This window comes from Hafnia alvei (genome assembly GCF_034424155.1).
In the GTDB taxonomy this organism is placed as follows: domain Bacteria; phylum Pseudomonadota; class Gammaproteobacteria; order Enterobacterales; family Enterobacteriaceae; genus Hafnia; species Hafnia alvei.
Genome location: NZ_CP139992.1, coordinates 1634966 through 1649582, shown reverse-complemented (window position 1 = coordinate 1649582; position 14617 = coordinate 1634966). Strand labels below are relative to the sequence as shown.

The window sequence follows — 14617 nt, the reverse complement described above, 5'->3', positions numbered from 1 at the left end:
ATGCCACTGGTGAATTAAAAGTCAATCGCCCATAGATTAGACATAGCACGATTTGTTAATACGTAGGGGGATAAATTTATTTTTCTGACAAACTGGCTAATTTTGGACTTCCTGCCACCAGCAAAATATGCCCATGATAACAGGCCGTTTTACACTGCCCACAGCCGTCACAGCGGGCTTCGTCAAAGCTTGGCTGATCGACTTCGTCAAACTTAATCGCCTGTGAAGGACACGCATGAACACACAAACGGCAGTCATCATTTCCTCGCCCAATGCAGCCTTTGGCGACAACTGGCCTTAATGCCGTATCTGAAGGAATTAGCGGAGACAGCGCTCCCGTTTTGCACGCCGCAGTACAATAGTTGCACTTCGCAGTATCGCAGGATGAAAAATCAATCTGTACTGCCGCCGCGCCATCTTTAATTTCAATTAAGCCGTAGGGACACGCGCCCACGCACTCCCCACATGCTGTACACAATGCCAGAAAAAGACTTTCCGCTACCGCCTGCGGTGGCCGGCCCACAGCGCGTTGCACCGTTTCTTGCGCAACCTGTAACTGAGCCTGCTTACCGGCCCCTAGCAAGCCACGGAAAAGCCCGCGGCGGCTTACGGTACGATGAGACATCCAAGCGCGATAGTAGTCTTGATCCTTTTGCTCACTCATTAGCGATAAAGCTCACACGCAACAGGCATAATCGCTAACTGTTGCTGCCAACTTGCCAAAGTTAACACCGCAAGCTCTGCTAACCCTTGATAAAACGGATGTTGAGCGTCCTGTATCATGAGCGTCAAATAGCGTGAGCTCCATGGCAACAGGTGAGCAGATAAAAACTCACCGAGTGCCTGAGGCTGTGTCTCAGCAAGCCATGCAGCCATCATCAACATTAAACCAAACTGATCTTCTGGCTCCTTTTGCTCGCTCTGCCCTTCAATATGATGCTGGCGCATCCACTGACGTAGCGCCAGCGTTGAATCACCAAAGAGAACGCTCTCTTTATCCAGATAAACCGAGCCCCAAGGGGGAGCCGGTAACGCATGTGGCCCGATAAACAAACGCTGGTACGCATCTTCCAAAGATTCATTCGTAGCAGCCGCCAACTGAGTCATACACTGCGCTAACTGCGGTTCCGAACCATACGGCCATTCACTGCACCATTCAGATGAAGTGAAGATTTCCACCAGCGGCGTACAGGCTTCACTTTCTGGGGAATAATAAAAAAGCGCGCCTAAAGAGCGGGCCGAAATGGCAATATCTTGAAGCTGTTGTGGTTGTAGCATGAGGATACCAAATCAATTTCATCGCGATGCGAATGACAATTTTAATAACATAACAAATGTTAGCTGACAGATAATGGGGCTCGATTCTGAGCCCCACTCAGCAAAAACAGTATTTACCCTGCGATTGCCATACCTACTGTCATATGTAGACCATAGAACATACCGCGGCCAATCAGCTCACCGGCGACAACCAGTAATAAACCAATCACCAGCCAGGCAACTGATGGCGCTCTGCCTTTGATCATTGGACAAATCCAGCAACCCAATCCAAGCACCAGCAGCGCCAAACGCCATGCTAGCAAAGCACCAAACGATGGAATAAGCGCAGAAGCTTGTTGGATTGAACTATGAATTTCAGCCAAACCAAAGCCCTGCATCGCTACAGAGGCAACGCTGACAATCACCGCCAATACGCTAACAACGGGCAAAATACGCATTGCGCAGCCACACACACCGGCAGCCCTCAGCAGTAAGAAGCCGAGCAATGGCCCACCAATAAACATCGTCAGCACGAAGCCTAGCGTGGTGTAGCCGTTATGCCATGTAGGTACGGTATCAATCTGGTACACACGACACATGGCGTAAACAAATAACAGACCTAACACCATGGTGACCGCAAGCCAAAGCTTACCCAGCGCAGCAGGCATTTTGTTTAATACCGCCAAAAGCCAGTAGATACCGCCAACGGCAAAGAACACCGAACCGCTAGCAATTTCGTTACTCAGAGCAGATTCGCCGATACGGTTAAGCGAATTGAACGCCCTCATTGGCGAGCCCAAATGCATCACCGAGGCGATAAACGCTATCCCCATCAGCACCCAGAGAAAAAACATACTCAGATGAACGCGTCGCGTGCGATCGTTATCCAAACGCCCAGAGAGTAATGCCAGCGCCAGTACGATGAAACCACCGACAACACACTGCCCTAAGACCGTAAAAATCATTAACGGCCATTCATGCCATCCCATACCCATCTCAGACCTCCTTCGGATTTGCCAGATAACCGGTGGTATCTCCAACCGGACGGCTGTTGGCGTTAGGTTTTAATACGATATTCGGCTTCGTAAAGTGCGCAGCTGGAAGCGGTGCAATTTCAGCTAAATCACCGTATTTGGCACGCAGCTCCTCAATAGGCGCTAAATCCAATGCACGCAGTGGACAGGATTCAACGCAGATCGGTTTTTTACCCGCTTCGACTCGCTCATAGCAGCCATCACACTTGGTCATATGCCCTTTCTCCTCATTGTATTGAGGAGCGCCATACGGGCAGGCCATATGGCAATAGCGACAACCGATGCACACTTCTTCGTTGACCACGACAAAGCCATCTTTTTCGCGCTTGTGCATCGCACCGCTTGGACACACTTTGGTACAAGCCGGATCGCTACAGTGGTTACACGAGATCGACAGGTAATAAGCAAACACGTTTTGGTGGTAAACACCGTTATCCTCTTGCCAATCCCCCCCTGCATATTCATAAATGCGGCGGAAACTCACATCAGGCGTCAAATTTTTAAAATCTTTGCAGGCCAGCTCGCAGGTTTTGCAGCCGGTGCAACGACTAGAGTCGATATAAAAGCCGTATTGCGTTGTCATCAGCTACTCCTTATGCCTTGGTGACTTGAACAAGATTCGAATGCGACGGATTCCCTTTCGCCAACGGCGATGGGCGCTGGGTGGTCAGCACGTTAATTGAGCCTGCATGATCGACGCGGTTTGCATCAGGGCTATACCATGCCCCCTCACCCAGTGCGACAACGCCCGGCATCATGCGAGGTGTCACCTTAGCGTTGATACGAACTTCGCCGCGATCGTTGAAAATACGCACGATATCGCCGTTGGTGATGCCGCGTTTTTTCGCATCCATCGGGTTAATCCACATCTCTTGGCGACACGCAGCTTTCAGCAGATCAACGTTGCCATAGGTAGAGTGCGCACGTGCTTTGTAGTGGAACCCTGTTAGCTGCAGAGGGAATTTCTCAACTAGCGGATCTTCATAGCTTTCAAAACCGGCGCTGTAGATTGGCAGAGGATCGATAACATCATCCTTAGCCAATTCCCATGTCGCTGCCTTTTCAGCCAATTGCGCAGAGTAAATCTCGATTTTGCCTGAAGGTGTGGTTAACGGGTTAGCCGCCGGATCTTCACGGAACGCTTTGTAGGCCACATGGTGCCCTTCAGGATCGCGCTGCTTATAAATCCCCTGCTGACGGAATTCTTCAAACGACGGCAGACCTGGCATGGCTTGCTGAGACTGTTTATACAGATGACGCAGCCACTCTTCCTGATTACGACCTTCGGTAAACTGCGCCTCCACGCCCATGCGTTTCGCCAATTCACTGGTCATCTCATAAATATTTTTGCATTCAAAACGTGGCTTAATCACCTGATCGGCAAAGATAACGTATGACATGTTGCCCGCAGACGCATCCAAGCAAAAATCCATCTGCTCTGATGCCGTGCAGTCTGGCAGTAAAATATCGGCATACTTTGCCGATGCGGTCATGTGGTTATCAATCACCACGATCATTTCACATTGCTTATCGTCTTGCAGGATTTCATGCGTACGGTTGATTTCAGAGTGCTGGTTAACCAAGCAGTTACCTGCGTAGTTCCAGATCATTTTGATCGGCACATCCAGCTTATCTTTACCGCGTACGCCATCACGCTTCGCCGTCATCTCAGGACCGCGCACGATGGCATCGGTCCATAAGAACATCGAAATACTGGTCTGAACGGGGTTTTCAAGCGTAGGCATGCGCACGAAATCAAGATCGTAAGAGCCTTCGCGCGCGCCGCTATTTCCGCCGTTGATCCCGACGTTACCCGTTAGGATGGCCAGCATAGAAATAGCGCGTGAGGCTAATTCACCGTTTGAGTGGCGCTGTGGCCCCCAGCCTTGTGAGATATACGCAGGTTTTGCTGCACCGATTTCACGACCGAGCTTAATAATTTTATCGGCTGGAATTCCGGTGATCTTTGAAGCCCATTCAGGCGTTTTAGCAATGCCATCGGCACCTTCACCTAGGATGTAAGCTTTATAGTGACCGTTGGCTGGCGCACCGGCAGGCATGGTTTTTTCATCATAGCCGACGCAATATTTATCGAGGAATGGTTGATCAACTAAATCTTCTTTGATCATCACATAGGCTAGCGCCGAGGCCAACGCCGCATCGGTGCCTGGACGAATAGGAACCCACTCATCTTCACGGCCAGCGCCCGTATCGTTATAACGCGGATCGATGATGATCATACGCGCATCAGATTTCTGACGAGCCTGTTCCAAATAGTATGTTACCCCGCCGCCGCTCATTCGCGTTTCGCCTGGGTTATTCCCGAACAGCACCACCAGTTTGCTGTTTTCAATATCCGACGGGCTGTTGCCATCGGCCCAACCACCGTAGGTGTAATTTAGCCCTTCGGCTATTTGCGCCGTGCTGTAGTCGCCATAATGATTTAGGTAACCACCGCAGCAGTTCATCAGACGGGCAATCAGCGTTGAACCTGGTGGCCATGAGCGAGTCATGGTGCCGCCCAGCGTCCCTGTGCCGTAGTTGAGGTAGATGGCTTCATTGCCATAATCTTTGATGATGTGCTGCATGCTCGCCGCGATGGTATCGAAGGCTTCTTCCCAACTAATACGTTTGAACTTGCCCTCACCGCGCGCACCAACGCGCTTCATCGGATATTTCAGGCGGTCGGCGTTATAAACACGGCGACGCATTGATCGTCCACGTAGGCAGGCACGTACCTGATGCAAACCTTCGTAGTTGTCATCACCGGTATTATCGGTTTCAACATACTTAATCTCGCCATCGACAACGTGCATGCGTAATGGACAACGACTGCCACAGTTTACTGTGCATGCGCTCCAAATGACTTTTTCATTGGTGTTAGCAGATGCGGTGTTTGATTGGGCGACTGCCTTGCGGGCAAATGGCAAAGATAATCCACCGCTTGCCGCAACTAAACCGCCAATGGCACTGGATTTTACCAGTTTGCGGCGGCTTACCTGCGCAGACAATAAGCCTGTCTCTTTCGTATTTTTCATACAATACCCACTCAGTTTGCTTTCAAAATCAAAAATGTGACCGCAAAAAGCGCTAACAAAAGTCAGCGTTTTTTTAGTCAGCAAAAAAGAAAGTGGCCTATTACGTAATTGATCATCCAGCGTGTGCTCAAAACACTAAGGAAAATAATCAACTCGCAATTAATTAGAATGAAATGATATGGAATGGAAGGTCATTAAATATCAGCGCCCACTTTCTCAAATGGATAATACTTCTTTGGGAGTAATCCATATTGTTTGATGTCAATAAAGGCACGCGCAAGCAGGCCGCTGGCGGTTTATGTGATGGAATTAGCAACTTATCAAAATCAAAAACTTACGATTGAGAATAGCTATCAGTCAACTTAAATGCTTTTAAACTGAATTAATACAGCCGCAACAATATTAAAAATAGGATCTGAATTTATATTTGAGTTTATAAACGAAAAAAGCGCCCTTAGGCGCTTTTATTAAACATATTAGGAATTAACCAATATATTCTAAACCGTTCATATACGGACGCAGAACTTCTGGTACCTGAATTCGGCCATCAGCTTGCTGATAGTTTTCTAATACAGCAACCAGAGTACGACCCACAGCTAAACCAGAACCGTTCAGTGTATGCACCAAACGTGGTTTTTTGTCGGTCTTGTTACGGCAGCGAGCCTGCATACGACGCGCTTGGAAGTCCCACATGTTTGAACATGAAGAGATTTCGCGGTAGGTGTTCTGCGCAGGAACCCAAACTTCCAGATCGTAGGTTTTGCTTGAGCCAAAGCCCATATCACCGGTGCACAGCAGCACTTTACGGTATGGCAGATTCAGCAGCTGCAACACTTTCTCGGCGTGACCCGTCAGTTCTTCCAGCGCATCCATTGAATCTTCTGGACGAACAATCTGAACCAGCTCAACTTTATCAAACTGGTGCATACGGATCAGACCGCGAGTATCACGACCATAAGAACCCGCTTCGGAGCGGAAACATGGCGTATGTGCGGTCATTTTCAGCGGCAGAGATTCTTCTTCCAGAATTTCGCCACGCACCAAGTTGGTGACTGGGACTTCTGCCGTTGGGATCAGCGCATAGCTGCTGGAATCCGCTTCTTCTTCCAGTGGACGCGTATGGAACAGATCGCCACCGAATTTAGGTAACTGGCCTGTACCGTACAGCGTGTCATGGTTAACCAAATAAGGAACGTAGGTTTCGAGGTAACCATGCTGTTCGGTATGCAGATCAAGCATGAACTGAGCCAATGCACGGTGCATACGCGCCATTTGGCCTTTCATCACGACGAAACGCGCACCGGTCAATTTAACTGCGGCAGCAAAATCCAGCCCGCCAGTCATTTCGCCCAGAGTCACGTGATCGCGAACTTCGAAATCATACGTACGAGGCTCGCCCCAGCGGCTAACTTCCAGATTGTCGTTTTCGTCTCTACCGACCGGCACAGAATCATCTGGCATGTTAGGAATGGACAACGCCAAATCGCGGATATCATTTAGCAACTGATCCAGCTCTGACTTGGCCGCATCCAGCTTTTCGCCCAATTCGTTGACTTCAAGACGCAGTGGCTCAATATCTTCCCCACGCGCTTTAGCCGCACCGATGGATTTGGATCGCGAGTTACGCTCTGCTTGCAGGCTTTCAGTTTCAACTTGCAGCACTTTGCGGCGTTCTTCCTGCTGACGCAAAGTGTCAACATCCAGTTTAAAGCCTCGACGAGCCAGCTTTTCGGCGACTGCGTCTAGCTCATTACGCAGTAGATTGGGATCTAGCATGCTAATCCTGTGATTATATTGAGGGAGTTATAATGAGCAATACATTGAGCACAAGGCGCTCAATGTAAAGCGTATTTTATCAGGGATAACCTTACCGCAATGGGAATATTAGCGGTAGCGTTTTGTCGGGCTATTTTGATCCTGCTCAGCCAACCATGCCAGTTTTTCACCAATTTTGCCCTCTAAACCACGGTTAGTGGGCACATAATATCGGGTTTGTGACATTTCAGGCGGGAAGTACACTTCACCCGCAGCGTAGGCATTGGTTTCATCATGCGCATAACGATACTCTGCCCCCAGCCCCATTTCCTTCATGAGTTTAGTTGGCGCATTGCGCAGATGGTCGGGAACATCATAGTCAGGGCGCTCTTTGGCATCACGCACAGCGGCTTTAAACGCGGTATAGACGGCGTTGCTCTTCGGTGCACAGGCTAAGTAGACAATGGCTTGTGCAATCGCACGCTCACCTTCTGCGGGCCCGACACGGGTAAAACAGTCCCAGGCTGAAATCGCAACCTGCATGCCGCGCGGATCGGCATTACCGACATCCTCGGAGGCAATCGCCAGCAAACGTCGTGCAACGTAAAGCGGATCGCCACCGGCGGTGATAATACGTGCATACCAGTACAGCGCGGCATCCGGAGAAGAGCCGCGCACTGATTTATGCAACGCTGAAATCAGGTCGTAAAAACGATCGCCTTTATTATCAAAGCGCGCACTGCGCTCGCCGGACACTTCCTTCAGCAGATTTGCGGTTAAAACGCGATGGCCGCTGGCATCCACTTCTGCCATATCAGCCATCATTTCTAACGTATTCAACGCTCGGCGGGCATCGCCACCCACCAGCTCGGCAATCATATCGCGCGTGTCATCAGGCAAAACAATATTTTGCCCACCGTATCCGCGATCTTTATCGGCCATTGCCTGATTAAGCACTTCAACGATATCTTCGCTGGTTAACGCCTTGAGTAGGTAAACTCTGGCGCGTGAAAGCAACGCAGAATTGAGCTCAAACGAAGGGTTTTCCGTGGTAGCACCAATGAACGTGATGGTGCCGTCTTCGATATGCGGAAGGAAAGCATCTTGCTGACTTTTGTTAAAGCGATGGACTTCATCGACGAACAGGATAGTTCGACGGCCCGCATCACGATTATTGCGCGCTCGTTCAATGGCTTCGCGGATTTCTTTGATCCCAGAAGTCACCGCCGAAATACGCTCAACGTCGGCATTACCGTAGCGGCCAATCAATTCAGCCAGCGTGGTTTTCCCGGTCCCTGGCGGCCCCCACAAAATCATTGAATGCAGATGTCCGGCCTCAATCGCACGCGGCAGGGGCTTGCCCTCAGCCAGCAAGTGACGCTGCCCAATATACTGCTTCAATGTTTCTGGCCGCATACGCGCGGCCAGTGGTTGGAATTCATTCTGCGAGAAGTCGAGGGACAGATTACTCACTGGCTTTTCCCATTCATCAAGTTTGTCTATTGGCGTTGATCGTCCACCGTCACGCCTTTAGGCGGTGTGAACTGGAATTTGCTGGCATCAACCACGCCGCTTTGCTGGCTTTTCAGCTTATAAGCACTGCTTTGTCCGTCTTGTTCAACGGCGGTAAAGCTATTGATGGTGCCCGTTGGCGATACGCTAATCGTAAATTTCTTCAGATTGTTTTTCTGGCTTTTCGGTGTCAGATCAAACGTATCACCGGTTTGTTTCACATTGTACTGATTCCACTCTTTCGCATCGTTACGCGTAATCAGCATAAACGGTGTATTGCTGGTCGCGCTATCTAGCCAAGTCGCGGTTACCTGCTCAACGAACGGGTTATAGAACCACAGCGTTTTGCCATCGGAAACTAAAACGCTCTCATCGGGTGAGGTCATGTGCCAGTTGAACAGGTTAGGACGTTTGACCCAAAGTTCACCTTCACCCTGCTGTACAGCAGCGCCGTCGGCCGTTGTTACGGTTTGAGTAAAGCTTGAATGGAAACTGTTGACCTTATTCAGGCGACTCTGCAAATCGCGGCTTGGCGTCGCCAGCGCGGCGGTCGATGCAAAACCAGTCATTAAACAGCACGCTAATAACAGCTTTTTCATTATTTTCTACACCTTTTGTCGGTCATGGTTAGCTGCAAAAACAGATAACCTCGGCTGATTTTTATCATCTGGTCAACGGCACGCTAGCCGTTACACCACGCTTTATATTAAACAATATAATACGCTAACTGTAGCCAATAGACATGGAGTTATCATCGGTAACATTCTGAATGACCGTGATTTACACATCTTTTCGCTGACAGACATTCGTCTATTTTTGCATCTCATCGATAAATAAAACGGGCGGTGAAATCACCGCCCGCTAACATGGCATCAAGCAATGACGAAATTACATATCATGCGATGGCGGCGCTAATACCTCACGGTTACCATTATTGCCCGGTGAGCTCACGATCCCCTGAGCTTCCATCTGCTCAACGATACGCGCAGCGCGGTTGTAACCGATACGGAACTGGCGCTGAACGCCTGAAATTGAGGCTCGGCGCTTATCCACCACGAAAGCAACGGCTTGGTCAAATAGCGGATCGAGCTCTTCATCGCTATCCAACCCAAACCCACCTTCGCCCTCTTCAGAAGAGCTCAGGATGCTATCGATATACTGTGGACGTCCACGGGCTTTCCAATCCTGAACCACCGCATGCACTTCCTCATCGCGAACGAATGCGCCATGCACACGAACCGGCATTGACGAGTTAGGCGGCATATACAGCATATCCCCCATCCCCAGCAACGATTCTGCGCCACCTTGGTCAAGGATAGTACGAGAGTCGATTTTGCTCGAAACGGTAAACGCGATACGCGTTGGAATGTTCGCTTTAATCAAGCCGGTGATAACGTCAACCGATGGACGCTGAGTCGCCAGAACCAAATGTATCCCCGCCGCACGTGCTTTTTGGGCCAAACGTGCAATCAGCTCTTCCACTTTTTTACCGACGGCCATCATCAGATCGGCAAACTCATCGACCAGCACCACGATGTAAGGCAGTTTTTCCAATACCGGCGGCGTCATATCCATGCTGTCACCCGGCTTCCAGAACGGATCTGGGATTGGGCGCCCCATGGCAATGGCCTGTTCAACGCGTTCGTTGTAACCAGCAAGGTTACGCACGCCTAATGCCGACATCAGCTTATAGCGACGCTCCATCTCACCTACACACCAACGTAGCGCATTGGCGGCGTCTTTCATGTCGGTGACCACTTCGGTCAGCAGATGTGGAATCCCTTCGTAAACCGAAAGCTCCAGCATTTTAGGGTCAATCATGATGAAGCGAACTTCATCCGGCGTCGCCTTATACAGCATGCTGAGGATCATGGCGTTCACGCCAACTGACTTACCTGAGCCGGTGGTACCTGCCACCAACAGATGAGGCATTTTTGCTAGATCGGCAATCACAGGCTGACCAGCAATATCTTTGCCCAGCACGATAGTCAGTGGGGAAGGGCTTTCACGGAACTTGGTGCAGTCCAAAACCTCTCTCAGATAAACCGTCTGGCGATGCTTATTTGGCAACTCCAATCCAACGTAAGGCTTACCCGGAATAACTTCTACCACGCGCACGGCAACCGCAGACAGTGAACGCGCCAAGTCACGCGACAAGTTAGAAATTCGCGCCGCTTTCACGCCTGGCGCCAAATCTAACTCAAAACGGGTGATTACCGGCCCCGGCGAAATCCCGACTACTTCGGCTTTAACGCGATAATCCGCCAAACGCGATTCAACCAGATTTCCCACCTGCTCTAGCGCAAACATATCAACCGGCTCGGAGTTAGCAGGAGGCTCTGTGAGCAGATCCAACGTTGGCAACGGCGTAGTTGGTTTTTCCAGCGGCTGTTCATGACCGCGCATCAAGAATGGGTGAATTAAGCCATCCATCGCGGGATGCTGGCCAGCGGGTTGTTGAGCCACAGGCTGCTGCACTGGCGCAGTTTGAGCTGCATACTGTGGCGCGGCAGTTTGCTGCACGCTCGGTGCTGGCTGGCTATTATGCTGATTATATTGAGGCTGAGGTGCTTGCGGCGCAGATGGCTGCTGTTGCACAGGTGCAAAGCGAGGATCTTGCTGACGCGTTGCATACTGCGCAGGCGCTGGCTGTTCTGGTTCATCGTAGCGACCAAACGGAACATCGTACGCATCATCTTCACGCGCAGCGCTCTCTTCCTGCTCAGGCGTAATAGTAAATAGCGGCTCAGAAGGTCCATCATCCACTAAGTCTGAAACGGGGGTAAAGCTGAAAGCATTAGGGTTAGAAGCCGCTGCTTCGCTCAACGCCTTCGCCGGAGAGAAGTCCATCAGGTCATTGCGCGAGGCGGTCACGCCGCTTAATGCTGATGCGTGGTCGTCTGCGACAGGTTGTGGCTGATAACGCTGCTGTTGCTGAGCAGAAAATTCGCTCTGCAACCGCGCCATCTCAGCGGCCTGCTCATCTTCTGCCTGATGCGCATACTGTTGCTCACCATAACGCTGCTGCTGTCGCTCGGCAAACGCCTGACGCAGGGCAAGGCTTTCCTCATCCATCGGCTGTGCAGTTTTCTGCTCCGGCTCTGGAGAGGCTACCATTTGCTGGCGCAGAGCTTCTGCTTCTTTCTTCGCCTGCTCTTCAGCCATTCGCTGTGAAGGAAGTTTAATGCCTAAAGAGGCTAACTCACGGCGCGTTGGGATACGCACAGGATTCGGACGCGGCAGTTCAGGTCCGACGCCTTGTTTCACCTGCAAGCTGCTGTCTTCGGTTGCGCTAAACGCAGGCATAAACATTGAGCCCGCGGCTGCAGCCGTTGATACGGTTGCAGGAACAACATCGTTACGCGAGGCCGCACCAAACGGAACCGTATCCGACGATAGGCCAGGATTAATATATGGCGTCGCAGGCGATTCATCGCGATCAAAATGCGAGGCCGAGAAATTCATCCCCGATGACGCATTCCCGATTTGTGAAGTAGGCGTTTCAGGCTCAAAACTGCCAATTCGTGGGCCTTCATCATCCCAAGCAGAGCGCGTTGGACGAGATGAATGATTGGCCACGTTAGACGGTCTACCTTCAGGGACTTCAAAGGAATACAGCGGAGGCATGCTCGGCTTAATTTCCGCCACAGGCTCGGGTTCTGAAGCACTGAACGTCATAGGCTGAGTGGCAGCAGAGGCTACCGGCTGAGCGGCGGCAACCGCTGCTCCAACGGCAGAAACCGCCGCGGTTGGGGCCATCGTCGGTATGACTGCAGGCTGAGCCACATCATTCAGCGAGTTCTCAGCTTCGTGCAACGGACGGAGTTTACCCAATAAAGGATCGTCGTCTTCAGCATCGACATCAGCAACAGGCGCTTCAACAGGCTGTTTTACTGGTTTAGCCAACAGAATATCGTCATCGTCTTCCACGGCGGAGGTATTAAGCAATACATCATCTGCGCCCTCACCTTCTGAACGTTCACGCTCGGCAGTAACCACTTCTCGGCTATCGTCTTCATAGTCGTATTCATCATCTCGATCGCGGCGAGAACGATTACTCATAAACGTCATGCCACCGAGGAGAACACCACCGATTTTTTCAGCAATCGTCAGCCAAGACCAGCCGGTAAACAGCGTCAGCCCCACTGCCCAAACACCCAGCAGAAGCAGTGTTCCGCCCACGCTACCCAGCAGAGGAATCACGCCGTTTGCGAGAAGGCTACCGATCACGCCGCCTGAGGCGAAATAGTAAAGGTCGTCAACGTTCAGCGACGCTAAGCCACACGATGCCAGCACCAATGCCAACATACCGATAAGCTTGAGCGAAATAGAGAAATAATCAACATAGCCACTATCGTCGCGTTTGCGATACGCAAACCAGCACAGAACGATAATGACGGGAGGAATGGCGTAACCCATCACTCCGAAAACGAAGAATAAGGTATCAGCCAGCCATGCTCCTGCGCCGCCGCCGATATTATTGATAGGCTCGTGCCATGCCGTTTGTGACCAACTCGGATCCGAGGGGTCAAAACTCAGCAACGAAACCATAAGATAAATAGAAAACAACGCTACTACGATGAGTAACGCCTCGTATAACCGACGTCCACTGCTCATTCGTTTGAGAGTAACGTCCTTCTCTTCTGTGTATTCCTGGCTCAAGAAAGGCTCTCCAGGTTCCTGTTTTTCACCATAGCACTATTATTGCCTATTGCCGCTTTAGAACAACGCATTGCCACGTAATATTATATTTCAGTAAAACTCATACCAATAACAACGCCGAGAGAGTCTACCCTCGGCGTTGAAACTGTATAGATACACAGGAGTGTAACCAAATTAATCAGGTTTTGCACCTGCTACCGTTATCGTGTTTTGATAACCAAGCGATTGCTCTGTTTGACTTCTTCCATAACCACATAGGTACGGGTGTCATTAACGCCAGGCAGGCGTAACAGGGTCTCACCAAGCAATTTACGATAAGCGGACATGTCAGGCACACGCGTTTTCAACAGATAGTCGAAATCGCCTGAAACTAAATGACACTCCTGAATTTCTTCCAGTTTCTGAACAGCCGTATTGAACTGTTCAAACACATCTGGCGCTCCACGATTCAAGGTAATTTCTACAAATACCAGTAAGGATGCATCCAGATAGTGCGGGTTCAATAACGCAGTGTAACCTTGAATAAAACCCTGACGCTCAAGGCGACGCACACGTTCTAAACATGGAGTTGGTGATAAGCCAACTCGCTTTGAAAGCTCAACGTTCGAAATTCGTCCATCCTTCTGCAACTCATTCAGGATGTTACGGTCGATACGGTCGAGATCTTTACCGGGGCGCTTTTTATTGTCTGCCATCTTATTGTCTCTCTTATATCCTTCCCTGCTCGCCATCCCCTCAACAAGTTCAATTTGTTAAGGATTTGTCCCAAACGAAAACCCCATGCCTGCAGTCAATCAGCAATTCCCATTGCTTATGATGACGAAAACAGCCGGATAAATCCGCCGAAGCTAGCTTTCAACTTCATCTGTTTTCGCAGATTGCACTTAATTCACATGCGAGGGCTCGCATAATTGCTTTGCTCTGATTCCAAATCAATGCACATAGAGGTTCATCGTAAGACCACGATCCCTAACGCCACTCATTGAAGCCAATCTAAGCACTACACATTTCTTTTCGTATACGCGGTATTTCTTACATCAGGAGAAGAAAGCGCTGTTTTAGTTCAATAGGCTATTTGTTGCCTTCAAGCAGATAAAAATTCTGCTAAATGACTTTCAAGCCACAAAAACCAAAGACAAGTTCTTCCCTACATCCATGTTTTCGCAAATGCACAGGCGATTGTCAAAGCAAAAGAAGCAAAATCAGACGAACATGCCAACTATTCTAAAGAAGACTTTCGAGGCGACAACAAAATAAACCGTCAAAACAGACGAATAAGCGTCGCTAAGAAGCGCTATTAGGGGGCTTTCTCGGCAAGAATGTTATCGGAATAGGTTTAAAAAAAATTATCTGCTGCCA

General features: G+C 50.1%; 10 protein-coding genes. All 10 read right to left on the bottom strand.

Features of this window, described 5'->3' with window-relative positions; genetic code table 11:
- Positions 1–76: 76 nt before the first annotated feature.
- Positions 77–664 carry a ferredoxin-type protein NapF gene (gene napF, locus U0008_RS07720; protein ID WP_043492324.1) on the bottom strand — a complete coding sequence of 196 codons (588 nt, stop codon included), beginning with the start codon at positions 662–664 and terminating at the stop codon, positions 77–79.
- Positions 664–1278, bottom strand: a complete 615-nt coding sequence (gene dmsD, locus U0008_RS07715; protein WP_043492322.1) for a Tat proofreading chaperone DmsD — start codon at positions 1276–1278, stop codon at positions 664–666. The genes napF and dmsD overlap by 1 nt, the downstream gene beginning before the upstream one ends.
- Positions 1279–1391: 113 nt before the next feature.
- On the bottom strand, positions 1392–2252 hold the full coding sequence (locus tag U0008_RS07710; RefSeq protein WP_043492321.1) for a dimethyl sulfoxide reductase anchor subunit family protein: 861 nt from the start codon (positions 2250–2252) through the stop codon (positions 1392–1394).
- Between the two features lies 1 nt (position 2253).
- Positions 2254–2874, bottom strand: a complete 621-nt coding sequence (locus tag U0008_RS07705) for a DMSO/selenate family reductase complex B subunit (protein ID WP_025800953.1) — start codon at positions 2872–2874, stop codon at positions 2254–2256.
- A gap of 10 nt (positions 2875–2884) precedes the next feature.
- Positions 2885–5329 carry a dimethylsulfoxide reductase subunit A gene (gene dmsA / locus U0008_RS07700; RefSeq protein WP_043492488.1) on the bottom strand — a complete coding sequence of 815 codons (2445 nt, stop codon included), beginning with the start codon at positions 5327–5329 and terminating at the stop codon, positions 2885–2887.
- Between the two features lie 483 nt (positions 5330–5812).
- Positions 5813–7105, bottom strand: a complete 1293-nt coding sequence (serS, locus tag U0008_RS07695) for a serine--tRNA ligase (protein ID WP_025800951.1) — start codon at positions 7103–7105, stop codon at positions 5813–5815.
- A gap of 108 nt (positions 7106–7213) precedes the next feature.
- Positions 7214–8557 carry a replication-associated recombination protein A gene (locus tag U0008_RS07690; RefSeq protein WP_025800950.1) on the bottom strand — a complete coding sequence of 448 codons (1344 nt, stop codon included), beginning with the start codon at positions 8555–8557 and terminating at the stop codon, positions 7214–7216.
- A gap of 26 nt (positions 8558–8583) precedes the next feature.
- Positions 8584–9195 carry an outer membrane lipoprotein periplasmic chaperone LolA gene (gene lolA, locus U0008_RS07685; protein ID WP_043492318.1) on the bottom strand — a complete coding sequence of 204 codons (612 nt, stop codon included), beginning with the start codon at positions 9193–9195 and terminating at the stop codon, positions 8584–8586.
- Between the two features lie 289 nt (positions 9196–9484).
- The gene (locus U0008_RS07680; RefSeq protein WP_043492317.1) at positions 9485–13258 is read right to left on the bottom strand and encodes a DNA translocase FtsK 4TM domain-containing protein; all 3774 of its coding nucleotides are present in this window, start codon (positions 13256–13258) and stop codon (positions 9485–9487) included.
- 200 nt (positions 13259–13458) lie between these two features.
- Positions 13459–13953, bottom strand: a complete 495-nt coding sequence (gene lrp / locus U0008_RS07675; RefSeq protein ID WP_008812989.1) for a leucine-responsive transcriptional regulator Lrp — start codon at positions 13951–13953, stop codon at positions 13459–13461.
- Between the last annotated feature and the right edge of the window lie 664 nt (positions 13954–14617).

Coding starts and splice junctions, on each gene's coding strand:
- lolA (WP_043492318.1), bottom strand. CDS start 9,195: ATGAAAAAGCTGTTATTAGCGTGCTGTTTAATGACTGGTTTTGCATCG.
- U0008_RS07710 (WP_043492321.1), bottom strand. CDS start 2,252: ATGGGTATGGGATGGCATGAATGGCCGTTAATGATTTTTACGGTCTTA.
- serS (WP_025800951.1), bottom strand. CDS start 7,105: ATGCTAGATCCCAATCTACTGCGTAATGAGCTAGACGCAGTCGCCGAA.
- napF (WP_043492324.1), bottom strand. CDS start 664: ATGAGTGAGCAAAAGGATCAAGACTACTATCGCGCTTGGATGTCTCAT.
- dmsA (WP_043492488.1), bottom strand. CDS start 5,329: ATGAAAAATACGAAAGAGACAGGCTTATTGTCTGCGCAGGTAAGCCGC.
- lrp (WP_008812989.1), bottom strand. CDS start 13,953: ATGGCAGACAATAAAAAGCGCCCCGGTAAAGATCTCGACCGTATCGAC.
- U0008_RS07705 (WP_025800953.1), bottom strand. CDS start 2,874: ATGACAACGCAATACGGCTTTTATATCGACTCTAGTCGTTGCACCGGC.
- dmsD (WP_043492322.1), bottom strand. CDS start 1,278: ATGCTACAACCACAACAGCTTCAAGATATTGCCATTTCGGCCCGCTCT.